General features: G+C 34.9%; 24 protein-coding genes. 5 read left to right on the forward strand and 19 right to left on the reverse strand.

Translation table 11 applies throughout. The features are described from left to right. Positions 1 to 20 precede the first annotated feature (20 nt). From ACP5S8_RS02385 to ACP5S8_RS02395, 3 genes are read left to right on the forward strand one after another with little or no spacing between them, the layout of a single operon-like run. Positions 21 to 1,304, forward strand: coding sequence for a heterodisulfide reductase-related iron-sulfur binding cluster (locus ACP5S8_RS02385; RefSeq protein ID WP_461875549.1), 1,284 nt, complete (start codon positions 21 to 23; stop codon positions 1,302 to 1,304). A 2-nt stretch (positions 1,305 to 1,306) separates the two neighbouring features. Then, a complete protein-coding gene (locus tag ACP5S8_RS02390) occupies positions 1,307 to 1,891 on the forward strand; it encodes a DUF3501 family protein (RefSeq protein WP_461875550.1) in 585 nt (194 codons plus the stop codon). A 44-nt stretch (positions 1,892 to 1,935) separates the two neighbouring features. Further along, positions 1,936 to 2,382 carry a DsrE family protein gene (locus ACP5S8_RS02395; RefSeq protein ID WP_461875551.1) on the forward strand — a complete coding sequence of 149 codons (447 nt, stop codon included), beginning with the start codon at positions 1,936 to 1,938 and terminating at the stop codon, positions 2,380 to 2,382. A gap of 207 nt (positions 2,383 to 2,589) precedes the next feature. Here the strand turns inward: ACP5S8_RS02395 and ligA are convergent, their stop codons facing one another. From ligA to hisD, 4 genes are read right to left on the reverse strand one after another with little or no spacing between them, the layout of a single operon-like run. Then, positions 2,590 to 4,692 (reverse strand): NAD-dependent DNA ligase LigA, encoded by a 2,103-nt coding sequence (ligA, locus tag ACP5S8_RS02400; protein WP_461875552.1) that lies wholly within the window; start codon positions 4,690 to 4,692, stop codon positions 2,590 to 2,592. Then, positions 4,689 to 5,525: a bifunctional 5,10-methylenetetrahydrofolate dehydrogenase/5,10-methenyltetrahydrofolate cyclohydrolase gene (locus ACP5S8_RS02405; RefSeq protein ID WP_461870201.1), complete on the reverse strand. Its 837-nt coding sequence runs from the start codon at positions 5,523 to 5,525 to the stop codon at positions 4,689 to 4,691. The genes ligA and ACP5S8_RS02405 overlap by 4 nt, the downstream gene beginning before the upstream one ends. Continuing rightward, on the reverse strand, positions 5,522 to 6,064 hold the full coding sequence (locus tag ACP5S8_RS02410) for a hypothetical protein (protein WP_461870200.1): 543 nt from the start codon (positions 6,062 to 6,064) through the stop codon (positions 5,522 to 5,524). The genes ACP5S8_RS02405 and ACP5S8_RS02410 overlap by 4 nt, the downstream gene beginning before the upstream one ends. Next, on the reverse strand, positions 6,061 to 7,341 hold the full coding sequence (hisD, locus tag ACP5S8_RS02415) for a histidinol dehydrogenase (RefSeq protein ID WP_461870199.1): 1,281 nt from the start codon (positions 7,339 to 7,341) through the stop codon (positions 6,061 to 6,063). The genes ACP5S8_RS02410 and hisD overlap by 4 nt, the downstream gene beginning before the upstream one ends. A gap of 62 nt (positions 7,342 to 7,403) precedes the next feature. On the opposite strand from hisD, the gene ACP5S8_RS02420 reads away from it, so the two are divergent. Together ACP5S8_RS02420 and ACP5S8_RS02425 are read left to right on the forward strand one after the other, a co-directional pair. After that, positions 7,404 to 7,580: a DUF3311 domain-containing protein gene (locus tag ACP5S8_RS02420; RefSeq protein ID WP_461875553.1), complete on the forward strand. Its 177-nt coding sequence runs from the start codon at positions 7,404 to 7,406 to the stop codon at positions 7,578 to 7,580. Further along, positions 7,573 to 9,051: a sodium:solute symporter family protein gene (locus ACP5S8_RS02425; protein ID WP_461875554.1), complete on the forward strand. Its 1,479-nt coding sequence runs from the start codon at positions 7,573 to 7,575 to the stop codon at positions 9,049 to 9,051. Before ACP5S8_RS02420 ends, ACP5S8_RS02425 begins: the two co-directional genes overlap by 8 nt. On the opposite strand, the gene ACP5S8_RS02430 is transcribed toward ACP5S8_RS02425, so the two are convergent. From ACP5S8_RS02430 to rny, 15 genes are all read right to left on the reverse strand, one after another. Further along, positions 8,996 to 9,661, reverse strand: coding sequence for an endonuclease III domain-containing protein (locus ACP5S8_RS02430; RefSeq protein ID WP_461875555.1), 666 nt, complete (start codon positions 9,659 to 9,661; stop codon positions 8,996 to 8,998). The genes ACP5S8_RS02425 and ACP5S8_RS02430 overlap by 56 nt on opposite strands. Positions 9,662 to 9,665: 4 nt before the next feature. Beyond that, on the reverse strand, positions 9,666 to 11,186 hold the full coding sequence (locus ACP5S8_RS02435) for a glycosyltransferase family protein (RefSeq protein ID WP_461875556.1): 1,521 nt from the start codon (positions 11,184 to 11,186) through the stop codon (positions 9,666 to 9,668). Positions 11,187 to 11,202: 16 nt separating this feature from the next. Beyond that, a complete protein-coding gene (gene speE, locus ACP5S8_RS02440; RefSeq protein WP_461875557.1) occupies positions 11,203 to 12,045 on the reverse strand; it encodes a polyamine aminopropyltransferase in 843 nt (280 codons plus the stop codon). A gap of 35 nt (positions 12,046 to 12,080) precedes the next feature. Next, positions 12,081 to 13,178 (reverse strand): pyridoxal phosphate-dependent aminotransferase, encoded by a 1,098-nt coding sequence (locus tag ACP5S8_RS02445; protein ID WP_461875558.1) that lies wholly within the window; start codon positions 13,176 to 13,178, stop codon positions 12,081 to 12,083. Continuing rightward, complete coding sequence (rpe, locus tag ACP5S8_RS02450) at positions 13,171 to 13,830, reverse strand: ribulose-phosphate 3-epimerase (protein ID WP_461875560.1); 660 nt, start codon at positions 13,828 to 13,830, stop codon at positions 13,171 to 13,173. The genes ACP5S8_RS02445 and rpe overlap by 8 nt, the downstream gene beginning before the upstream one ends. Beyond that, positions 13,827 to 14,795, reverse strand: coding sequence for a 3-dehydroquinate synthase II (locus ACP5S8_RS02455; protein WP_461875561.1), 969 nt, complete (start codon positions 14,793 to 14,795; stop codon positions 13,827 to 13,829). Before ACP5S8_RS02455 ends, rpe begins: the two co-directional genes overlap by 4 nt. 17 nt (positions 14,796 to 14,812) lie before the next feature. Further along, the gene (locus ACP5S8_RS02460; protein ID WP_461870190.1) at positions 14,813 to 16,123 is read right to left on the reverse strand and encodes a peptidylprolyl isomerase; all 1,311 of its coding nucleotides are present in this window, start codon (positions 16,121 to 16,123) and stop codon (positions 14,813 to 14,815) included. An 18-nt stretch (positions 16,124 to 16,141) separates the two neighbouring features. Further along, complete coding sequence (gene yidC, locus ACP5S8_RS02465; protein ID WP_461875562.1) at positions 16,142 to 17,683, reverse strand: membrane protein insertase YidC; 1,542 nt, start codon at positions 17,681 to 17,683, stop codon at positions 16,142 to 16,144. Further along, positions 17,683 to 17,889 (reverse strand): membrane protein insertion efficiency factor YidD, encoded by a 207-nt coding sequence (gene yidD / locus ACP5S8_RS02470; protein ID WP_461870188.1) that lies wholly within the window; start codon positions 17,887 to 17,889, stop codon positions 17,683 to 17,685. Before yidD ends, yidC begins: the two co-directional genes overlap by 1 nt. Beyond that, positions 17,886 to 18,026: a 50S ribosomal protein L34 gene (gene rpmH, locus ACP5S8_RS02475; protein ID WP_461870187.1), complete on the reverse strand. Its 141-nt coding sequence runs from the start codon at positions 18,024 to 18,026 to the stop codon at positions 17,886 to 17,888. The genes yidD and rpmH overlap by 4 nt, the downstream gene beginning before the upstream one ends. A gap of 65 nt (positions 18,027 to 18,091) precedes the next feature. Continuing rightward, on the reverse strand, positions 18,092 to 18,439 hold the full coding sequence (gene atpE / locus ACP5S8_RS02480) for an ATP synthase F0 subunit C (RefSeq protein ID WP_461875563.1): 348 nt from the start codon (positions 18,437 to 18,439) through the stop codon (positions 18,092 to 18,094). A 10-nt stretch (positions 18,440 to 18,449) separates the two neighbouring features. Beyond that, positions 18,450 to 18,857 carry a hypothetical protein gene (locus tag ACP5S8_RS02485; RefSeq protein ID WP_461875564.1) on the reverse strand — a complete coding sequence of 136 codons (408 nt, stop codon included), beginning with the start codon at positions 18,855 to 18,857 and terminating at the stop codon, positions 18,450 to 18,452. A 1-nt stretch (position 18,858) separates the two neighbouring features. Continuing rightward, the gene (atpB, locus tag ACP5S8_RS02490; RefSeq protein ID WP_461875565.1) at positions 18,859 to 19,512 is read right to left on the reverse strand and encodes a F0F1 ATP synthase subunit A; all 654 of its coding nucleotides are present in this window, start codon (positions 19,510 to 19,512) and stop codon (positions 18,859 to 18,861) included. 53 nt (positions 19,513 to 19,565) lie between these two features. Next, complete coding sequence (gene hemN / locus ACP5S8_RS02495; RefSeq protein WP_461870183.1) at positions 19,566 to 20,939, reverse strand: oxygen-independent coproporphyrinogen III oxidase; 1,374 nt, start codon at positions 20,937 to 20,939, stop codon at positions 19,566 to 19,568. Between the two features lie 57 nt (positions 20,940 to 20,996). Further along, on the reverse strand, positions 20,997 to 22,373 hold a 1,377-nt coding region (gene rny, locus ACP5S8_RS02500; protein WP_461875566.1), incomplete at its 5' end, for a ribonuclease Y.

Genomic DNA, 22,373 nt, shown 5'->3' on the forward strand with positions numbered 1-22,373 from the left:
ATTATATATAAGGAGTGTTTATGTCTGAAATATCGATAGGCGGGTTAAAGGACTTTAACTTTGATTTAGATGACCCAAAATTTTACGATGAAGAAGCCCTTTATGAAGAAGCTAAGAGAGTTTATTTAAAGTGTAAAGATTGTAGAATGTGTGTAAATTTTTGTCCTTCTTTTCCAGCGCTTTTTGATGCAGTGGATAAGAAAAACGACAATATAGAAGCTCTTACGAAAGAAGAACTTGCAAAACCTCTGGAGCTTTGTTTTCATTGCAAACAGTGTTATTTTAAATGCCCATACACACCACCTCATGAATGGAAATTAGATTTTCCTCATCTATCTTTAAGGTATAAAGCTATAAAATTTAAAAATCAAGGTGCCAAAATAACTGATAAACTTATGCTTGATACAGATTTGGTGGGTAAGTTGTCCGTACCGTTTGGAAAAGTTGTAAATAAAACAATGGAAGTAAAACCTGTTAGGCTTATAATGGAAAAAACAGTAGGCATTGACCAAAGGGCTAAGCTCCCACCTATAAATCAACAATCTTTCGTAAGTTTTTTAAAAGATAACTTGGTGCCAGTTAAAAATCCAGTGAGAAAAGCTGTTTTATTTTATACGTGTTTATTAAACTACAATTTTCTTGAGAAAGGTAAAGCTTTGTTGCATGTCCTCTACAAAAACAATATACATATAGAAGTGCCAGAGCAAAATTGTTGCGGTATACCGTTTTTTGACATTGGAGATTTGGATAGTTCTATTAAAAAAGCCAAATACAACGTAGATATGATGATAGACTATGTAAGAAATGGGTACGATGTGATAGTGCCAGTACCAACGTGTGCATTGCAGTTAAAACATGAGTATCCTTTGCTTTTAAGAACACCCGAATCTAAAGAGCTGTCGGAAAAGGTTTATGAAATAGGAGATTATTTGTTCTCTTTAAATCAAGAAAATCTTTTAAACAAAGACTTCAAAAATTCTATGGGCAAGATAGATTATCATATAGCTTGCCATTTAAAATCTTTAGGAGTAGGTTACAAATCTGCAGCACTTATGAGGATGATACCAAATACGAAAGTGAGAATAGTTGAAATGTGTTCTGGACACGATGGTACTTTTGGTGTTAAAAAAGATACCTTTGACATGGCAGTAAGCGTAGGGAAACCTCTTTTTGAGAATATAGCAAACCAAAAGGCAGATTTGGTGGTTTCAGATTGTCCTTTGGCAGGAAACTTTATAGAGTTAAATACTTCAAGAGCTGTTAAAAGCCCAATAGAAGTGTTATCTATGGCTTATGGAGATTGATTATGAAGAAAGTGGCATTTGAAGACATATTAAACTTGTATGAATACGAAAAGGTAAGAACCGAGAAGGTAAAAGAGCTTCTTAATATGAAAAAGAAGCGTAGCATATTTTTGCAAGATATGTTTCATATATTTTTTGAGAATACGTTTAGCGTATGGTTTCAAATCCAGGAAATGATAAGAGCTGAGCGCATGGTAAAAGACGAAGATATAAATTTTGAAATAGAGGTTTACAACGATTTGATACCAGAACAAAACCAGCTAAGCGCTACATTTTTCATAGAAATACCAGAAGATGAAAAGAGGAAGCAAATGCTAAAGGAGTTAGTAGGTATACACGATGGTATTTTTATATCTTTTAAAGATCAAAAGATAAAGGCAAAAGCCAACGAACAAAGCGATATGGATTATAAATTTGGCAAGGCTGCCACTATCCACTTCATAAAATTTGATTTTGACAACCATCAAAAAGAGCTTTTTAAAAACGAAAAAGCTTTTATAGAAATAAATCACAAAGATATAAACATAAAACAGGAGATACCGCAAGAGGTGAAAGAAGAATTAGTAAAAGATCTTTACAGTGAGTAATATATATCATGGAAAAAATAGAGTTTATAATTAAATTAAGTGTTATGAAAAGAGATAGTTTATATATACTAACTTCATTGGTGTTTGGAATGATGTTTTCAAGTTTAGGTTTTGCTGAACCTACCACGGTAAACAAGTCTACCACGATGAAGGAACCTCTTAACGTAATATTGGATTTTCATAATCCTAAAAGCATCAAAATGGTGGATAATATTTTAGAGCATACTTCGAAAAACAAAGAAGCTCATGTTGTTGTAGAGATATGGGGACCTACCATAAAATATATGCTTAAAAACTCTAAAGAGGAAAAAGATTTTGAGAAGTTTGTTAAACAAAGCAATGGAAGAATACAGTTTCATGTGTGTGAAAATACTATGCATAAATTCCATATTACAAAAAATATGATGGGGGATTTTGCTAAACCTGTAAAAGGCGCACTTATAGATATGAATAAACTTGAAAAAGAAGGATATATGTACGTAAAACCTTAAGTTAAATCTTTAAATTGTTTTCTTAGTAGCCCTAGTTTTTCTTCTAGGGCTTTTATATGAAAATCTATATCCTTGCTTTTCCCCGTAAATTTGAATGTTGTCATAAAGCTTTATTATTTTATCAAATCAAACAACGTTATGTTGGAGCTTTGTTTTATTAACCTTATAAGCAATAAATCAACATCAAAATCTGCCATGTTCTCCTCCTTACTTGCTATCTTCTAAAAGCTTTAAAAACTCCTCTTCGTTTATGGTTTTGATGCCTAGCATATTTGCCTTTCTAAGTTTAGTAGCGCCTGGATCTTGCCCTACTACAAGGTAAGATGTATGATGAGTTACGCTATCCGACGTAGTAGCTCCGAGGGATTCTACCATTTGTTTGGCTACTTCTCTCGTACAACAAGAAAGTGTACCTGTAAAAACAAATTGAAAACCGGCAAGTTTGTTAGATATAGCTTCGGACACTTCTTTTAGCAGTACGTTTGCTTCTTCTAATCTTTTGATTATACTTATGTTTTGTTCTAAGCTAAAAAATTCTTTTATGCTTCTTGCAACTATATCACCTATGTCCTCTATATTTCTCAAGTCTTCTTCTGAGGCTTTTACTATATTCCATATATCCTTGTAATATGAAGCAAGTTTTTTTGCAGTGGTAAGCCCCACGTATCTTATGCCAAGACCATATAACACTCTTGCTAGGCCTCTTCTTTTTGAAGCTTCTATGGCATCTATGAGATTTTGAGCGGATTTTTTTGCAAATCTTGGGAGTCTTACTAAATCCGAAAATTTAAGGTAGTAAATATCTGCTATATTCCTAACAAGCTTTGCGTCGTATAAAAGCTGAGCTACCGCCTCGCCCAAACCTTTTATATCCATTGCATCTTTTGATGCAAAATGTCTAATCCTCAACACCACTTGAGCTGGGCAGGATATGTTTACGCATCGCCAAGCTACTTCACCAGGAGTTTTTACAAGCTTAGAACCACAAGATGGGCAGTATTGTGGGAAGACTATAGGCTTGGCATCTTTTGGCCTTGCTTCTTTTACTACGCTAACTACATATGGTATAACCTCGCCAGCTCTTTCTATGATAACCGTATCTTTTATATGTATATCTTTTTCTTTTATAAAATCTTCATTGAATAAAGAAACACTTGATATGGTAACACCACCTAGGGATACAGGCTCTAACTTTGCCACCGGTGTTATATTGCCCACCCTTCCGACGCTAAATATTACATCTATTATTACGGTGGTGGCTTGTTTTGCTTTAAATTTGAAAGCAGTTGCCCATCTTGGGGCATGCGATGTAAAACCCAGTTCGTCGTAAAGCGATATGTCGTTTACTTTTACTACCATTCCGTCTATTTCGTAAGGTAGCGCTTCTCTTTTGCTTTCAAAATATCTACAATATTCTATGACCTCTTGGATATTTTTGCACAACTTCATGTCCTGAAAAGGTGTTTTAAATCCAAGATCATGAAGCATTTTTATAGCTTCGTAGTGGGTTTTTGGCATTGCGGTTGTGGGTTCTACATACGTTATTTGATAGACAAGCGCTGTTAGAGGTCTTTTGGCTACTTCTTGTGGGTCTTGAAGTCTTATAGAACCAGCCGCTAAATTCCTTGGATTTGCGTAAGGCGGTAAATTTTCTGCCATTCTCTCTTCGTTTATCCTTTTAAAGTCATCTTTGTTTATTATGACTTCTCCTCTAATTTCTAAAAGCTTGATGCCTTGTTTTGAAAAATTTGCTTTTAGAGGGATTGTTTTTATGGTTTTTAAGTTTTTAGTAATATCTTCGCCCACTTCCCCGTCTCCTCTTGTAGCCCCTCTTACAAATATATCATTTTCATAAAGAAGCGATATACCGGCCCCGTCGTATTTGGGCTCAACACAGTATTCTATATTTTCTTTTCCGCTTAATTCTTTTACTCTTCTATCAAAATCTCTTAAATCATCTTCGTTGTAAGTGTTGTCTAAAGAAAGCATTGGTGCTAAGTGCTTTACCTGAGGAAACGTGCTTGATATATCGGAAGATACCCTTTGAGTAGGTGAATCTGGGGTTATCAAGTCTGGGTAAGCGTCTTCTATGCTTTTAAGAAATTTATAAATAGCATCGTATTCAGCATCTGATATAACAGGTTGATTTAACACGTAGTACCTATAGTCGTGATAGTTTATAAGTTCTCTCAATGTATCTATTATTTTGATGGCTTCTTCCTTAGAAAGTTTAGGTGGATGTTTGTCTGGAGATAAATTGTAAGTTTTTAATATTTCTTTTGTTTTTTCTATGAAGAATTTGTCGTTCATATGCGTTGTTTATAAGCTTTTAAGGTATTTAGAAGCAATGTGGCTACTGTCATAGGGCCTACGCCACCAGGTACAGGCGTTATAAAAGAAGCTTTTTGCGATACGCTTTCAAAGTCTACATCTCCAACGATTTTGCCGTTTACTTTTGAAATACCTACATCTATCACCACTGCGCCCTCCTTTACCATGTAGTCTTTTATCAAAAATGGCACTCCAGTAGCTGATATAAGTATATCGGCAGTTTTTGTGTATTCTAAAATGTCTTTTGTGTGTTTATGGCATATGCTAACGGTAGCATCTTGAGAGAGCATAAGCATAGAAAGTGGTTTTCCCACTATAAATCCAGCACCTACTATACATACATTTTTGCCTTTTACATCTATGTTGTATTCATCTAACAAAAGCTTAATACCAAGAGGTGTACAAGGTATAAAAGCTTTTTCTAAATCTCCAGAAAAAAGCTTACCCATGTTGTTGGGGTGGAAGCCGTCTACGTCCTTTGACGGGTCTATGGCATCTATTACTCTATGCATTGATATATGTGGAGGCAGCGGAAGCTGAACTAATATACCATCTACATCTTCTTGCTCATTTAAGCGTTTTATATGATTTAAAAGCACGTCTTCTTCTACATCTTTTTCGAACATATCAAGTTGAGAGCTAAACCCCACATCTGCACAAGCCTGCACTTTATTTTTTACGTAAACCAAACTAGCTGGATCATCTCCCACCAACACTACTACGAGCTTTGGCTTTCTATCAAGGTGTTTTGTTTCTTCTTTTATGTTGTGCTTTATCTTTTTGGCTAAACTCTTTCCATCTAGTATATTCATACGCTTTTTACACCCTCTATATCTATATTTAAATCAATTTTATCGTTTTTAAGCTCTAAGGTTTTATAATAACCTTCCTTTGACTTGTTCTTAAAATATATACTTATTTCTTTTTTACCATCGGGTTTTAAAATATCCATTTTATAAAGTTTACCATCTTTTATATATACCATCTTTTTGTATACGCCATTTACACCTTGATACACGGTATAACCGTCTTTGCAAACAACTTTATCTTTTTTATCTACAACGTCTCCATACAACAGCTTTGATATATCTATCGGGATATTTATGCATGTACCGTAGAAACATAGGTTGTTTGTAAAATCAAGATTTCCTATGAATGTTTGTAAAGTGTATTTGTCTTTTGCTTTTATTAAAGCAACAGGATACTTTAAAATACCGTAAGAAACGTAAGCGTTGGCTTCAAAATTTTGAGGTATAGAGACACTCTCTTTTTTGTAGGGTTTGCACTTTGTTATAGGGGCACAAGAGTATATTAAAAGCCCAAAACAAATGAGAGAAAATACTTTTTTCATAAACCCCTTAATTCTATAGAGGATGCATGGGCGTGAAGGCCTTCGGCTTTTGCTAGGGTGTAGGCATGGTGTTTTACCTTGTCAAACCCTTTTTTGGATACATAGAGTATGGAAGAGCGCTTTACAAAATCATAAACACCCAAAGCTGATGAAAATCTTGCGCTTCTTCCGGTAGGTAGCGTGTGGTTAGGGCCGAGGCAATAATCTCCTAAGGCTTCTACAGTATACTCTCCTAAGAATATAGCACCGGCATTTTTTATAAATCCCAAAAGCTCAAAAGGGTTTTCCGTATTTATTTCAAGGTGCTCTGGGGCTATGATGTTGGATAGCTCACAAGCTTTTTCTAAGTTGTTTACTATAAATATAGCTCCGTAGTTTTCTATAGATTTTACTGCTATATCTTTTCTTTCTAACTGTGATAAGAAAACATCAACTTCTTTAGCTACGCTGTAGGCTAAATCTTCACAGTTTGTTATCAAAATAGCACTAGCTAATTCATCGTGCTCAGCCTGGGATAGCATATCCATGGCAATAAAGCTTGGATCTGCACTGGCATCAGCTATGATAAGCACTTCTGAAGGACCAGCTATCATATCTATACCAACTATACCATAAACTAGTCTTTTTGCGGTGGCAACGTATATATTGCCAGGGCCAACTATCTTTTCCACTGCTGGTACTGTTTCTGTACCGTAAGCTAAAGCAGCTATACTTTGGGCACCGCCTATTCTAAATACTCTATTTATACCGCATATGTAAGCGGCAGCTAAAACTTCTTTTGTAGGTTTTGGGCACACCATGTAAATGTTTGGTACGCCGGCTACTTTCGCAGGTACTGCGTTCATGATTACTGAGGATGGGTAAGCGGCTTTACCTCCAGGCACATAAAGACCTGCACTTTCTACTGGCAAAACTCTTTGACCTAACATTATGCCTTCTTCTTCTGTTATAAAAGATTTCTCTTTTTGGTTTTCGTGAAATTTAAACACCCTTTCATAAGCAAACTCAAGTGCTTTTCTGATATTTTCGTCCAATTCTTCGTAAGCCTGTTCTAAAGTTTTTTTAGGTATTTCTATGCCTTCTTTTTTAAGATCTATGTTGTCAAACTCAAGGGCATATTTATACAAAGCTTCATCTTTGTATTTTATAACGTTTTCTATTATCTCTCTTACTTTATCTAAATACTGCTGTTCAAACGCTTTGGCTCTGCCTAGAATTTTTTCTAAGATTTTTGAGCTTTTAAAATCTTTATTTGTCAAATCTTCAATAGCTATCATACCATATATTCTATCAGATTTTTTCTAAAAGCATAAAAATAAAATTGGTATAATAATTATCTATGTACTATATATTGCTGTTTATACCAACTATAGTGTACATGCTTATATTTTTGTACAACCATAAAAGCCCGGAATTTTTAGGAATGCCATTTTTTTACTGGTTTCAAATACTTATGCTTGTGATAACGTCTATTTTTTACGCTTTGGCTGTGTTTTTAGGGAAAGACGATGGTTAGTGTTGTAGTATTTTTATTGCTTTTTATTGTATTTTCTTACCTGGGATTAAAGGGCAAAGATTTTAAGGCTGGAAACCTTGATTTGTTGCACGAGTGGGCTCTTGGAGGACAGCGGTTTGGAGCTTTACTTCTTTGGTTTTTAATAGGGGCTGATCTTTTCACTGCATATACTTTCATAGCAGTACCTTCTGGATTATTCGCCAAGGGGCCTATATTTTTCTTTGCAGTGCCTTATGTGGCTATGGGATTTGGGGTAGCTTTGGCGGTTATGCCTAAATTTTTTGCCATTTCAAAAGAAAAATGCCATATTACGGCTGTAGATTTTGTAAAAGATAGGTATAACTCAAAGGCTTTAGCTATTACCATAGCAATAGTAGGCATATTGGCTGAACTTCCTTACATAGCACTTCAAATAGTTGGAATGAAGGTGGTACTGGCTACTCTTTTGATGCAGTTTAAAGGCATAAATCAAAACTTTATAAACGAGTTATCTCTTAGTATAGCATTTTTAATATTGTCTTGGTTCACTTACAAATCAGGACTTAGAGGGGCTACTCTTACAGCGGTGCTTAAAGATTTTCTCATTCTTGGGACTGTTGTAGTGCTTAGTCTTTATATACCTTTACATTATCACGGTTTTTATAAAGCTTTTGAAATAAAAAAAGCTTATGCCACGTTAAATCCAAAACTTATAAGTGCATATATAAGCTTATCTGTTATGAGCGCCTTAGCGCTATTCTTATACCCTCACGCTATAACGGGCTGTCTTAGCTCTAGTGATGTGAAAGTTTTGAAGAGATCCATAGCGTTTTTACCCGTTTATGGGATTGGATTAGCTATTTTGGCGCTTTTTGGCGTACTTATATACGAAGTAAAGCCGGCTATGGATATGTTAAACCACATACCAGCTTCTGCTAGAGGCTCTTTCGTGGTGCCAGCTTTGATAGTTTCTACAATGCCACAATGGTTCAGTGGTATAGCTTTACTTGGAATATTTATAGGTGGTCTTGTGCCAGCTTCTATAATGGCTATAGCAAGCTCAAATCTGATGGTAAATATACTTAGAGAGTTAAATATTGCAAATTCTTCTAACGAGACAAAGATTGCAAAATGGTTTTCATTTTTGTTTAAACTAATACCTCTTTTCTTTGTATTTGTAGTGCCGCCTACTTTTGCGATAGCCCTTCAGCTTGTTGGCGGTATTATTGTGCTTCAAACGCTTCCTTCTATATTTTTAGGGCTTTTTATAAAAAACTTAAACAAAGAAAGCCTTATGGTGGGGCTTTTGGCTGGTATTGGGTTTGGCGTTTACGAGCTTGAATCTGTAAACCACTTTGGGCTTATACAAAATATTTTAATGCCATCTCCATTTGGTCCTATATTTATAGGGGCGGCAGCTTTGGGGGTAAATATAGCTATTGTGGCTCTTGGATCTTTTTATCAATACATTTTCCGCAATAACGCTCAATAGGACACATGTTGCAGTTTGGTTTTGTAGGCTTGCATATGCGCTGACCAAGGGATACTAAATATCTGTTTATATCAATCCAATATTTTTTAGGCAATATATTTTTTAACTCTTGCTCTGTTTGTTCTGGCGTTTTTGTTTTGACCAAACACCATCTGTTGGTAATACGATGCACATGTATGTCTACACAAATGGCTGGTATACCAAATCCTTCTGCCAACACTAAGTTAGCCACTTTTAGACCTACACCGGGAAGCTCCATGAGTTTTTCTTTTTCTTTTGGTATTTTTGAATCATATTTTTCTATTATTGTCTTGGCAAGCTCTTTTAGGTTTTTTGCTTTTGTATTGTAAAAACCAACACCGTATATTAGATTTTTTAACTCCTCTTCATCTATCAAATATAGATCTTGGATAGATTTGATTTTTGAGAAAAGTTTCTCGCAAACTTTTGAAGTGGTTTCATCCTTTGTTCTTGTGGAAAGAAGGGCGCATACAAGCACCCTAAAGGGGTCTTTTGTAGTATTGGCTATAAGGGTAACAACCGGTGCATGGTTTTCTTCGTAATCCTTTTTTAAAAGCTTAAACACTTTAGGTATATCGGTTTTTTTCACCGCTTTACTTGTATATAAGCTCTATATATTTGGCGGTATCTGCGATTTCTGGTAAAGGCGGTGGATTTTCCATGCTATAACCCGTTAGAAAATACCAATCATCAAATATGTTGTAATTGGGGTTTTCTATGAAAAATCTCATTTTCTTTGCTAAATCTTCAGGATTTCCACATTCTAATATATAGTTCTCTAGCTTTCTATCCACATCTTCGTAGCTGTTTATATTAAAAGCTTTAAACCTATTTTTTTCATAGTTTAAATTTGCTTCAGAAATATAATACCTATTTATCTTTTTTAATTTTGAGCTTATATCTTCATCCAGAAGCTTCCTATCAAACATAAGCTCTTCGTTAAACTTCTCGAATATATCCGAATGCCTTGACTTTGTCCACATCTGCATAACACCTCTTTGAGAGGTCTCGCCAAAAGCTGTGGTAGGACCAGCAGCCCAGATGTGCGGATTTATGTGCAGGTGTATTTCGTCGCATATGGAATCTAGTTGAGCGTGAGTGTAGATACCCATCACTTTCACATGAGATTTTATAAACTTATCCTTAAACAAAGACAACATAAAGTATTTATAGGTTGGATTTATCTCTGGATTGCCGTACAGTCTTACCTCAAATTTACCCTCTAGGTCTCTCAAATAATCTACAGCTTTTAATATAATGTGATGGCCCTTTGTTACTTGCCAGTTGGATAAGAAGGCAAAGATTGTCTTTTCTCTTGGTTTTGAGTATTTTAGCTTGGTTTTTTCTATGATTTCTTTTGTCTTTTTTTCGTCTCTTTTATTGGCGGCAAATCCTTGTTCTGGTAAAACTAAATTTATTATGTTGTCTGGTTTTACACCAAAGTCTAAAACAGCGTAAGCTCCATAAACTCCATTTGATATGTTTAGGTCTATGATATCTTCCATAAGGTATTTTCCGTATTCAAGCCTTCTTTTCATCTCTACAGCCACTACTTTTTTCTGAGATTCTGTAAGGTTTAGACCCATCATAACATTGTATTCTTCCACAAATCTTTCTGGGGTAAACTCATCTTGGGCTATGCATTGAAAATGATTTTTCTCATACTTGTAAGTGGAAAACATGTGCCAAGAGGGTTCTAAGATATACATAGAATGCATAGTGCTTAGAACTTTGTATCCAAGTTGTTTAGTCTTCTCTATTATAGAAAGAGGCATAATGGATTGAAAATGTATAAAGTCCCAATCTGGCTTCATGGCCAAAAACTTAAACCATATTTGCGTAGTAGGCTCTTCGTATACTTCTGTCATAGGGGAGTATCCGTGCTGATACAAAAACCAGTCTTTTCTGGTGAAGACGTTGTAGGTGATGCCATCGTATTGAGTATTTAAAAGATCGTATTCATTTTGCTTACCTATCATAAAAGGTGGTAATATCGTAAACACCTCTACATGATGACCTAGGTTTTTTAGGTTTTTAGCAAGAATATAAATGTGTTTATCTTCACCGCTTTGTGGTTCTGAAGGTGGTGCCCAGCCTACCAATAAAACTCTCATAGACTCTCCTTATAGTTTAGTATTTAAAAGTACCGTTTAAAACCTTTTGATAAAAATTGGGTGGTAAGAAGGCGTTTTTGTGAATCTCATCCGAGTAAAACCTCGTTTCTACATCCACATCTCTTGATATTTCTCTTGGATTGTAAACCTTAGAACCCACTGAAAAACTCCACCAATAACCAGCGTAAACCGGTATAACGGTAGTGTAAAGATCCACTATGGGAAAGCTTTTTTTCAAAGCTTTTTGAAAGCGAACCACTATATCAAGATGATAATGCAAAGATTCTGATTGTCCAACATATATACCATCTTCTTTTAAAGCTTCAAACACGTATTTAAAGAACTCTTCTGTGGTAAGCACGTGTGCAAAACCGACAGGATCTGTAGAGTCTACTATGATTACATCAAACTCATTTTTGTAATCTTGAATATATTTAAAGCCATCCTCATTTAATATAATAGCTCTAGGGTCGTCCATTGAACAAGCCACGGTAGGGAAAAACTTTTTGGATACTTCCACTACGTCTTTGTCTATGTCTACTAATACAGCTTTTTTCACAGTCTTGTGTTTTAGCACTTCTCTTAGAATACCACCGTCTCCTCCGCCTATTATAAGTACATTTTGGGGATTTTTATGAGCGAACATTACGGGATGAGTTAACATTTCGTGGTAGAAAAACTCATTTTTTTCTGTAAATTGTACTACACCATCAAGTATCAACATTTTCCCAAAATAATGGGATTCTACCACCTGAATCTCTTGGTATTTTGACTTGCCTTCGTAAAGGATTTTGCTTATGCCATAGCAATGTCTTATGGGTGCATAAGGGTCTCTCTCCATAAAATATACGTCTTTCATAGTTTCTTCTCCTCTCTAAACAAGTTTTATTCAAATTATAGCACGTTTTTTATGCGAGATATAGCTTCTTTTAAATATGCTATATCCTTTGCAAAAGAAAATCTTACAAATTTATCCGTTTGGTTGGTGCCAAAATCTATCCCTGGTGTGATTGCTACCTTCGTTTTTTCAAACAATAAATCGCAAAATTCCTTAGATTTCATATTGTATTTTGATATATCTGCCCATACATAAAAAGCTCCTTCTGGTTTTACTGGTACGTTAAATATGCTCTTTAACTCTTTATAAAAGAAATCTCTTCTTTCTTTAAAAGTATTCCTAACGAAGTTGAGATATTCATAGTCAAAAGCTCCTAAAGCAGCGTATTGGGATAAGGTAGGAGCACTTATAAACATATTCTGAGATAGTCTTTCCACGTCATCTATATATCGTTCTGGTACTATAATCCAACCTATTCTAAATCCTGGCATACAAAAGAACTTAGAAAAACTATTTATTACAAAAATATTATCGCTAAAAGAAAGAGCAGTTTTTATGCTTTTATCATAAACAAGTCCGTGATATATTTCATCGCATACAAAAACCTTTTTATTTGCTTCGCAGAATTCTATTATGTCTTTTAGGTTCTCTTCGCTATATACAACACCAGTGGGATTTGACACTGAAGATATTAAAAGCAAGTCAAATTCAACGTTTTTAAGGTGCTCTTTTGTGATCTGAAAGCTCGTATCTTCAAAAACTGGTATTTTTACAACGCTTTTATCAAAAGCGTAAGCTATGTTTTCATAACATGGATATCCTGGGTCTTGCAAAGCAATGTTTTTTCCTTCTAAAAGCCCAAATACTAAAGAAAACCCACCTGAAGAACCAGTGGTGATTATAATTCTTTCTGGTGATATATCTACGTTGTAGAAATTTTTATAGTATGTTGATATAGCCTCTCTTAAACTTTTCAAGCCTTTTGCTTCGGTATACCCAAAAGATCCATCGCTTATGGCTTTTTGAAGGTGGTTTAAAACGCTTCTAGACGGTGGTAAATCTGGTTCTCCAATTTCAAGGTGTATCGCATCTTCAAATGCTGATGCTTTTTTTAAAATATCCATTACGATAAAAGGTTTTATATGTTTAAACATTGTTTAGAAAATCTTTTATTTTCCTGGTGATGGATTCTATATCTTTTTCTTTAAAAATACCAGAGCCTATTACAAATATATCCACATATTCTTTTACGAGGTGCAAATTGTTAAATTTCAATCCACCGTCCATTTCTATAAGGCAGTTTAAACCCTTTTCTAAAATCTTTTGTTTTAAGCTTTTAGCACGATAAATTGAGCGCTCTATAAAACTCTGCCCGCCAAAACCTGGGTTTACAGACATAACAAGAATATAATCAACATAGTAAAGGATTTCATCGATAGCATCTAAAGAAGTACCAGGATTTATTGCAACACCAGCCTTGGCGCCTAAATGTTTTATAAGCTCAATAGTTCTATGTATATGAGGTACATTCTCTATATGAACGGACACCATAGAGGCACCTGATTCCACAAAATCCTTTATATAGAGATCTGGGTTGTTTATCATAAGATGAGCGTCAAAAGTAATATTTGGAAGTTTTTCTTTTAAACATTCTAAAACATAAGGTCCTACCGTGATATTTGGCACAAAAGCGCCATCCATCACATCAAAATGAATTATATCTGCTCCGCCTTTTAACGTAGCTTCTATGTCTTTTCCCAAATTCCAAAAATCAGCTGAAAGAATAGAAGGTGCAAGGTATTTCATTTTTCTGTGATAGTTTCTTCTACCTTCATGCCAAAATGTCTTCCCTCTTGTTCTATATATCCTAAAACTTTATCACCTTTTTTTAACTCTACTACGGATATAAGCTCTCCGTCAGGTTTTACGAGCCTTATAGTTTCTGCGTTTTGAAGCACAGCAGATAACTTTTTGCCGTTTGAGATAGCTTCTATCAAAAGCATAGGCCTTCTTTCAATTTTCGCTCTTCCAACGTAAACTGTTCTTCCGTTGCCGTTTTTATCGTAAACCATAACAGGTTTTCCAGCTTCTGCTTCGCACAAGTATATAGTTTTGTTGTTTGGTACCTTAGTATACATATGCACAGCACCAGCGTTTACCCTAAAGGGTCTTGAGGCAACGTAAGGGTTTTCTTCTGTTTCCGCTGCCACCAAAAGCATTCCGCCGGAAGAGTTACCTACTAGCATACCTTCTGCTTTTTTTAATATAGAGGTTGTATCTACGCACACTCTATCTCCCATACCTACCGGTAGTACTCTTAAAATTTCAGCCTCTACAAGGTTTAACTTTTCTTTTGGTTCCACTACGTTTGATATTTTCTTTATAAGGTTTAAATCGGGGTCTTTTAAAACAACACCCTTTACGCCCTTTTCCAATATATTTAATGCAGTTTTTGCTTCTTCTTCAGATTTTACTATAACATATACATCTTCTTTTTGAGCTATAATGTTTTCCAGTGGGATTATAGTCCAATCTGTTGTTTCTACCAGCACCTTTTTCGGAGATTTAGCAGCCCTTAACTCATCTTCTTTGTTTAAAATCTTGATATACTCTATGTCTTCTCCCAATACCCATGTTTCTATTTTCCCTAGTTTGCTTACGTTTTTTGCTTCTTCTTCTGAGCCTACTATTATAGCTTTTACACCAGACTCTAAAGCGGTTGTGATAGCGTTTTTTTCCTTAGACCATAGTATAAATTCTTTCTCTTCCATAAGATTATTTTAGCACATTAAAGGTTGTTGTATAAGCTCTTGTTTATATCTATCTTGGCATGAGCTCTTAAATCTTTTATAAGGTAATTCATTAAAACGTTTGCTTTTAGGCTTATCAATTGAGCAAACGTCTTTTCCGGATTTTGCTGATTCTTGGTGCTCCTTGAATCCACTTCTATTATTACATAAGCACTACCGCTGGTAGAGACGTAAGGGCCAAAGAATGCAGGTGTTTTTTCTGTAATCATCGGGACTATATCGGAAGATTTTATATCAACCATAGTCGATATTCTAGATAAAGGTAAGTTGTTGAATGCCACCGGTTTTATATTTACAGGTTTTTTAGCTTTTAAGCTGTTGTATATGTTTTTAGCAAAACTTTTTAAAGCCATTATCTTTTTTTCCATCACTATATCTTGTATGACTAGGTTTTTTGCTTGAGAAAGTGGCATTATGGTAGAGTTTTTTGTGTTTTGATATGTGAAGATGTATATGTTGTTGCCAACGTTTCCTACTAGTACAGGATTTTGTGGGTTTAGGGCTTTTACTACTGCACCAAAAGTTTTTGACATTGTTTTTTCATCAAAAGGTTTGAAACCGGGAGGTATTTTACCAGATTTAAGAGCCATGTATATTTCTCTTGCCTTATTTTTATCCGTAGTTTCCCAATATATAATTGACGATGGGTTTACTACTCTAAATTCATCTTTATGTTTGTTGTAATAGTCCTCTATCTCCTGTTCTGTTGGCGTATAGTTTATGTTTACAGAATTTGGGTCTATTATATAAGCTTTTCCAGATAAAAGTGTGTTGTTGATCATATTGGCGGCATTTAATTCTATATCGCTAACATAGGATGCGTTTGTAATAAACAACGTGTATTTTTGTATGGTAAGTTGCTTTTTTATATAGGATTCATAGGTCTCTGGTGTATATCCAGCCTCTGCCAACACGGCTTTGTATCTTTCGAAGTTGAATTTCCCGTCCACTTGGAAAGAAGGGTCTTTGGATATTATGTCTGCCACTTCTTTATCGGATACTAAAAAGCCTTCTTTTTTGGCTTGTTCGTATAAAAGATCATCATCTATCAAAGAATTCAAAATTTCTTGCTTTAACATGGGTGTCATTTGTTGATTGGTTCTCATGGCTACTCTTCTAAAATCTGATATACTTACGCAGTCACCATTTACTTTTGCTATGCAGTTTTCTGATGAATGAAACAAAGACGTGATGTTACCAGCTGCAAAGTTCCATAGGAAAAAAGCTGCAGTTACTATACCTGACAATATGGCAAACGTTTCTTTGTGCTTTCTTATAAACTCAAACATACCACTATTATAACACTTTTATTTTGTTTTTGGAGATTTTGGTGGTTGACTTAATTTATCTTTTAGTAAAACCTTTCTAATAAGGTAAGTTTGTAAAAAGCTTAAAATATTGTTTATAGTCCAATAAATTACTAAGGCTGCTGGAAACGAAGCGAATAAAAATACAAAAAACAAAGAACTTATGTACATAACGGAGTTTTGCCTTGGGTCTGGATTTGGAGTTAACCTCAAGGACATAATCATGGTTATACCCATTAAAATGGGCAAAATATAATATGGGTCTTTTTGGGTTAAATCGTGTATCCATAAAAAATGAGCTAGTTTTAAATCCGCTGTTATCACAATAACCTTGTAAAGGGAGAAAAATATTGGTATTTGCACAAGGATGGGTAAGCATCCTGAGGCTGGGTTAAAGCCCACTTCTTTATATAATTTCATAATTTCTTCTTGCATTTTAACTGGATCATCTTTATATTTTTCTTTGATTTTTTCCATTTTTGGAGCTACTTCTGAAAGTTTTGACATTGACAGTGTGGATTTATAGTTTAGCGGGAAGAACAATATTCTTATTAAAAGCGTCAAAACAAAAATAGATATTATCCAGTTTCCTGTTTTTATATATATAAAATATAAAAATTTAAACAAAGGCTCTACTACTATTCTAAAGTCTCCAAAGTCAAGTACGTCAGTAAGACCCGCCTTCTTAAGCCAATCGTATTCTTTTGGTCCAAAAAACATAAGAGCTTTGCCATCAAACGAAGCAAGCATAAGTGTAAACTCATCTTTGCCTAGCTTTTCTTTGTATATTTGTATAGAATTTATATGACCCTTTAAACCCTGAAAGAAAAATCTACTTTCTTCGCCGGCAAAAGATATGTTACCAGTTATTATTTTATAAGTTTTTATATCGTCGTTATCAAGCCTCTTAACGTTTCCGTTTAGCTTAAAAACTGGTCCTTGATGAGTATGCAAATCCTCTTCATTTAGGTTGTTGCCGATCATTACGAAGTACGGTTTGTTATAACCTATCAAGGATACGCTTACTTTTGATATAAAACCCTCTTTATCAAAGTGTACATCTTTAACAACTTCTATATTTGGTAACTTTAGTGTCATAACAACGTTGTTGTTTGTTGCAGATATGTTGTAGTTGCTAAAGTTTATCGCTTCATCTATGGAAGGGTTACCAGTATAAACTTCTAAAGGAAAAATCTTTAGGGTGTATTCTTGAGGTGTTATGAGGTTTTGTTTGAAGTTTTTAATGTAATAATATACTATCCTCCCACCGTTGTAAGCAAATTTTATATCTGCATCTTTAAGATGTATTAAAACACCGTTTTCTATATTTGCACTTTGCCTTTGGGAATCAAGAAGTAAGTTTATGCCACCTTGATATTGATATGGCAAAATTGCTTGGTTGGTATTTGTTTTTACCGTTTTTTGTTGAGAGCTTGGTGGTGGGCTTTTAAAGAAATATTCGGTTATATATTGATAAGCAAGTATGGTAATAGATACTGCAAAAAATATTGCAATTAACCTTTTTAAATCTATCTGTTCCATTACGGATAATCTACGCCGCCCTTATTCCAAGGGTTACATCTTAATATGCGCCAAAAAGCTTTCATACTACCTTTAAAAGCTCCATACTTTTCAATGGATAAAATAGCATAATTAGAACACGTAGGATAAAACCTACATGAACTGGGGTATAAGGGTGATATGAAAATCTGCCAAAACCTAACTAATTTTATAAGCAAATATTTCAAGGGGCCAGTCTCTTTCTTCCCTTTTGTCTTCTTCTTTTTATAACATTTCTACCAGACCTTGAAGACATACGAGCCAAAAACCCACTAACACGTTTTCTTTTTCTATTTGATATATGAGGCTTTAATGCGTTTGTCATGGCTACCTCTTTTTAAAATGGGTAGATATTTGTAATCGCCTCTACCCAAGGCGATGCTTTAAAGTTTAGAATCCTGCTTTTCCTGAGAATATACCGGTAAATACGAATATTATAGAGAACAACATAGCATAAAGCGCAAACGTTTCAATGAATGCCAAGCCTATGAACATTATGGTTTGCAACTTACCTGCCATGTTTGGGTTTCTAGCCATACCTTCTTCTGCACCTCTTATGGCAGAACCAGCACCTACGCCGGCACCCAAAGCACCAAGACCTATGGAAACACCTGCGGCGACCGCCATCAAACCATAAAACAGCGCTCTTGCGTGTGCATCTGAGCCGCTTGAACTAGCAGTGTCAGCCATCGCTATGCTACTAGCAAGAGTTAAAAGCATGAGGGTTTTAAGCTTCATAAATATCCTCCTAATTTATTAATAAAATGGGTTTACCTGTGGATTTAGAAAATTTAGATATATCTTTATTAAAATTGTTACAAGCTAATAAAATCATATCTGGATTTACTTCTTTGTAGACTGCTTCTACTTCTTCGTCAAAATCGCCTACTTTTACATGGAAATTTACATTCATATCTTTAGGGAATATACGTTTTAGTCTTTCTGTAGCTTGTTTTATACTATTTTCCTTCATGTATGGGTCAAAGGGCATGCCAAAAGAGATTGCTATATCCTCTGCCTTTTTTACAGACTCCAACACCACAAGAACATCTAAGTTTGCTTTAAAATTGTTCACAACATCCAGTATTTTACCTATAAGCTTAGTGCAATCGCCATTCTCCATATCCATTATGAGAAGAATTTTATTTATATTCATATCAATGTTCCTCGTGCACCACAGCGCCAGCTATATATATAGTGCTTAATATCATAAAGATAAAAGCCTGCAAAACAATTGCTAAAACCTTTATTGTTATTAAAAATACAAGTACTATTGGAGATACTGCCAACGTAAATGGGTTTCCTATCAAAACACCTATTATCGAGATAAGAAGTATAGCTCCCCCTTTCATATTGGCAAAAAGACGTAATGATAGCGACACAACTCTTCCTAAGTGAGACATGATTTCTATTATAAAGAAGAAAGGTGCTAACGCTTTTATTGGACCCATAAAGTGCTTTATATAGCCAAGACCGTTGACTCTGAAACCTTCAAAATGATATAGAAAGAATACTATAAGGGTAAGTGCTAAAGTGGTATTTATGTTGCCAGTAGGAGCGTCTACAAATGGTAAAAGCTCCATAACGTTTCCAAAGAATACAAAAAGCCCTATAGAGGCTATAAGAGGTAAATAACGTAAGCCTTGCTCTCCCATGTTTTCGGTTACCATCGACTTGCAAAAATTCACATAACTTTCTATTGCAAACTGCAACTTCGATGGTATAATTTTGGGTTTGCCAGCAGCTAACACCAAGCCTAAGGCTACTACCATAGCTACTATGCTAGTTATTACATGCTCATAATGTTCCATGCAAATATTATAGCATAAGAATATAAAAATTTCTCCAAATTTTTTTGACTTTTTTATATAGTCCTAGAAAATGTTGGTTTTTCTTTAGTTTTTGAATATACATCAAAAACTATGGCTATATTTCTTATAAGAAGCCTACCTTCTGGGTTTACCTCTATTTTATCTTCATTTATACTAACAAGACCGTCACGTTCTAACTCTTCTAACTCTAAAAGCTCTTTTTCAAAATATTCGTCAAAGTCTATACCAAACTTAGAAGATATGTTCATTTTATCTACGTAAAGATTACACATAATATCCATTATCACTTCTCTTCTTATCATATCGTCTTGGTTTAAGATATACCCTCTCATAACAGGAAAAACGTCTTTATCTAAAGCGCTATAGTAATCTCTTAAGGTTTTATGATTTTGGAAATAAGCTTTGTCTAACATGCCTATAGATGTAGCACCTATTCCTATTAGATGTACACCTTTTCTAGTGGTATAACCTTGGAAGTTTCTCCAAAGTTTTCTATGCTTTTGGGCTAAATAAAGATCATCTGTTTTTTTTGCAAAGTGATCCATACCTATAAAAGCGTAGTCGTTGGCTTCAAACAACTCTATGGCCAGCTTTAACATGTCAAGTTTCACAGGCGCTTCTGGCAGAGTTGCAGCATCAATTTTACGTTGAAGCGGCTTTAGCCAAGGTACGTAAGCAAAATTAAAAACCGCCACTCTATCTGGAGAAAATTCTATAGTTTTTTCTATGGTGCTTTTGAATGTATCAACCGTTTGGCCTGGCAATCCATACATAAGGTCTATGTTTAAGCTTTTATAACCTAAACTCCTTATATCGTAAATTACACTTTTTAAAAGCTCTTCATCTTGTACTCTGTTTATACGTTCTTGAACATTTCTATCAAAGTCTTGTATCCCCATGCTAATTCTGTTGAATCCAAGTTCTTTATAGAGTTTTAATTTTTTGTAATCTATATGGCGAGGGTCTATTTCTATTGATACCTCGGGCTCTTCTGTAAAATCAAATCTATCTTTGATAAATGACATCATATTGTAGAAATCTTCGTTATCTAGAAAATTTGGTGTCCCCCCACCTATGTGAAACTGGTCAATTTTCTTGTAATCTTTCAAAACATCTTTTAGCATATTGATTTCTTTAAAGAGATAGTTAAGATATGGTTTTGCCACATCTGTCCTGTGAGAAATTATTACGTTGCACCCACAAAACCAACACGCATTTTCGCAGAAAGGTATATGAATATATAAAGATAGAGGCCTTTCATCGTGCAATATATCTTCTAGCTCTTTTTTATAAATATCAGAGGATAAAGGCTTAAACTCCACCGCTGTAGGATAGCTAGTATATCTTGGGCCTGGCTTATCGTACTTTTTTATAAGATTGAAATCTATCTTAGTATTTTTGTACATAACGCGCTCCTACAGTTAAATATAAAATTATTTTTTCTAAAAGCCATACAACAAAAATCATCTTGCATACTCTACAAACCTATTTTCTCTTATAACTACGACCTTTATGTTGCCAGGATAATCCATTTCTTCTTCTATCTTCTTAGCGATTTTCTTAGACATATCGTAAGCTTGCTCATCTGTAAGTTCGGAAGGTGATACGATAACCCTTACTTCTCTACCGGCTTGCATAGCGTATACGTTTGATACACCTGGAAAACTTTTTACAATCTCTTCAAGTTTTTCTAACCTTTTAATATAAGCTTCTAAGGATTCTCTTCTCGCTCCTGGCCTTGCTGCTGAAAGAGCATCTGCTGCGCATACTAAAGCTACCTCTGGATATTTAACGGGTTCTTCTTCGTGGTGTGCTTTTATGGCGTTTAAAACATAATCAGGCTCTTTATACTTTTTGCACAATTCTATGCCTATGTCTGTGTGTGAACCACCCATTTCATTTGATATGGCTTTTCCTATATCGTGCAAAAGCCCGGCTCTTTTAGCAGCTTTTTCGTTTAAGCCCAGTTCAGCGGCCATGAGCCCGGCTATCGTTGCCACCTCTTTTGAATGGAGCAATACGTTTTGTGAATAAGATGTCCTATAGTAAAGCTTACCTATGTAATAATAAAGCCCTGGGTTCATATCGTGGATGCCTAACTCCATAACGGTTTCTTCACCTAGTTTTCTTATGTTGTTATCCATTTCTTTTTTAACTTCTTCAACAACCTCTTCTATGCGAGCTGGATGTATCCTACCGTCAATTATCAGTTTTTCAAGAGCTTGCTTGGCTATCTCTCTTCTCATAGGGTCAAAAGATGAAAGTGTAACGGTATCTGGGGTGTCGTCTATTATAATATCAACGCCTGTTAATATTTCAAAAGCCCTTATATTTCTTCCTTCTCTTCCTATAATACGCCCTTTGAATTCATTGCTTGGAAGCTCTATTGTGGATGTGCTGTAATTTATTGCTATCTCTGGGGATAGTCTTTGAATAGATGTGGTGATAATTCTCTTTGCTTCTCTTTCAGCTTCTTCTTTTGCCTTTTCCTCTATGGCTTTTGCTATCCTTATGCTTTCTATCTTAGCCTCTTCTTCGGCTTTTCTCAATATCTCTTGATAAGCTTCTTCCTTAGTTAAGGACGCTATTCTTTGGAGCTCTAGAAGTTCCTTGTTTTTAAGTTCTTCTATTTCGCTTTTAATGGTTTCTAAACTTTTATACTGCTGTTCTATCTCTTTTTCTTTCTTTTGAAGAGCTTTTTCTAGTTCTCTTAGCTCCCTTTCTTTTGTGTAAAGCTCCTCTTCTTTTTTCTCAAGGCTTTGTAGCTTTCTTTCTAGGTTTGTTTCTTTTGATTCTAAACTTTTCTCCCTTTGTAAAAGAGATTGTTCTTTTGAGGAAAG

Source organism: Hydrogenobaculum sp., assembly GCF_049967395.1.
Lineage (GTDB): Bacteria > Aquificota > Aquificia > Aquificales > Aquificaceae > Hydrogenobaculum.

What these genes read in the sequence shown, in the direction of transcription:
- yidC (WP_461875562.1), bottom strand. Translation starts at nt 17,683, where the DNA reads ATGGAACAGATAGATTTAAAAAGGTTAATTGCAATATTTTTTGCAGTA.
- ACP5S8_RS02385 (WP_461875549.1), top strand. Translation starts at nt 21, where the DNA reads ATGTCTGAAATATCGATAGGCGGGTTAAAGGACTTTAACTTTGATTTA.
- ACP5S8_RS02405 (WP_461870201.1), bottom strand. Translation starts at nt 5,525, where the DNA reads ATGAATATACTAGATGGAAAGAGTTTAGCCAAAAAGATAAAGCACAAC.
- ACP5S8_RS02455 (WP_461875561.1), bottom strand. Translation starts at nt 14,795, where the DNA reads ATGGAAGAGAAAGAATTTATACTATGGTCTAAGGAAAAAAACGCTATC.
- speE (WP_461875557.1), bottom strand. Translation starts at nt 12,045, where the DNA reads ATGAAAGACGTATATTTTATGGAGAGAGACCCTTATGCACCCATAAGA.
- hemN (WP_461870183.1), bottom strand. Translation starts at nt 20,939, where the DNA reads ATGTACAAAAATACTAAGATAGATTTCAATCTTATAAAAAAGTACGAT.
- rpmH (WP_461870187.1), bottom strand. Translation starts at nt 18,026, where the DNA reads ATGACAAACGCATTAAAGCCTCATATATCAAATAGAAAAAGAAAACGT.
- rpe (WP_461875560.1), bottom strand. Translation starts at nt 13,830, where the DNA reads ATGAAATACCTTGCACCTTCTATTCTTTCAGCTGATTTTTGGAATTTG.
- ACP5S8_RS02425 (WP_461875554.1), top strand. Translation starts at nt 7,573, where the DNA reads ATGGTTAGTGTTGTAGTATTTTTATTGCTTTTTATTGTATTTTCTTAC.
- hisD (WP_461870199.1), bottom strand. Translation starts at nt 7,341, where the DNA reads ATGATAGCTATTGAAGATTTGACAAATAAAGATTTTAAAAGCTCAAAA.
- ACP5S8_RS02410 (WP_461870200.1), bottom strand. Translation starts at nt 6,064, where the DNA reads ATGAAAAAAGTATTTTCTCTCATTTGTTTTGGGCTTTTAATATACTCT.
- ACP5S8_RS02395 (WP_461875551.1), top strand. Translation starts at nt 1,936, where the DNA reads ATGAAAAGAGATAGTTTATATATACTAACTTCATTGGTGTTTGGAATG.
- ACP5S8_RS02390 (WP_461875550.1), top strand. Translation starts at nt 1,307, where the DNA reads ATGAAGAAAGTGGCATTTGAAGACATATTAAACTTGTATGAATACGAA.
- ACP5S8_RS02485 (WP_461875564.1), bottom strand. Translation starts at nt 18,857, where the DNA reads ATGAATATAAATAAAATTCTTCTCATAATGGATATGGAGAATGGCGAT.
- ligA (WP_461875552.1), bottom strand. Translation starts at nt 4,692, where the DNA reads ATGAACGACAAATTCTTCATAGAAAAAACAAAAGAAATATTAAAAACT.
- atpB (WP_461875565.1), bottom strand. Translation starts at nt 19,512, where the DNA reads ATGGAACATTATGAGCATGTAATAACTAGCATAGTAGCTATGGTAGTA.
- ACP5S8_RS02435 (WP_461875556.1), bottom strand. Translation starts at nt 11,186, where the DNA reads ATGAGAGTTTTATTGGTAGGCTGGGCACCACCTTCAGAACCACAAAGC.
- ACP5S8_RS02420 (WP_461875553.1), top strand. Translation starts at nt 7,404, where the DNA reads ATGTACTATATATTGCTGTTTATACCAACTATAGTGTACATGCTTATA.
- ACP5S8_RS02445 (WP_461875558.1), bottom strand. Translation starts at nt 13,178, where the DNA reads ATGTTTAAACATATAAAACCTTTTATCGTAATGGATATTTTAAAAAAA.
- ACP5S8_RS02460 (WP_461870190.1), bottom strand. Translation starts at nt 16,123, where the DNA reads ATGTTTGAGTTTATAAGAAAGCACAAAGAAACGTTTGCCATATTGTCA.
- atpE (WP_461875563.1), bottom strand. Translation starts at nt 18,439, where the DNA reads ATGAAGCTTAAAACCCTCATGCTTTTAACTCTTGCTAGTAGCATAGCG.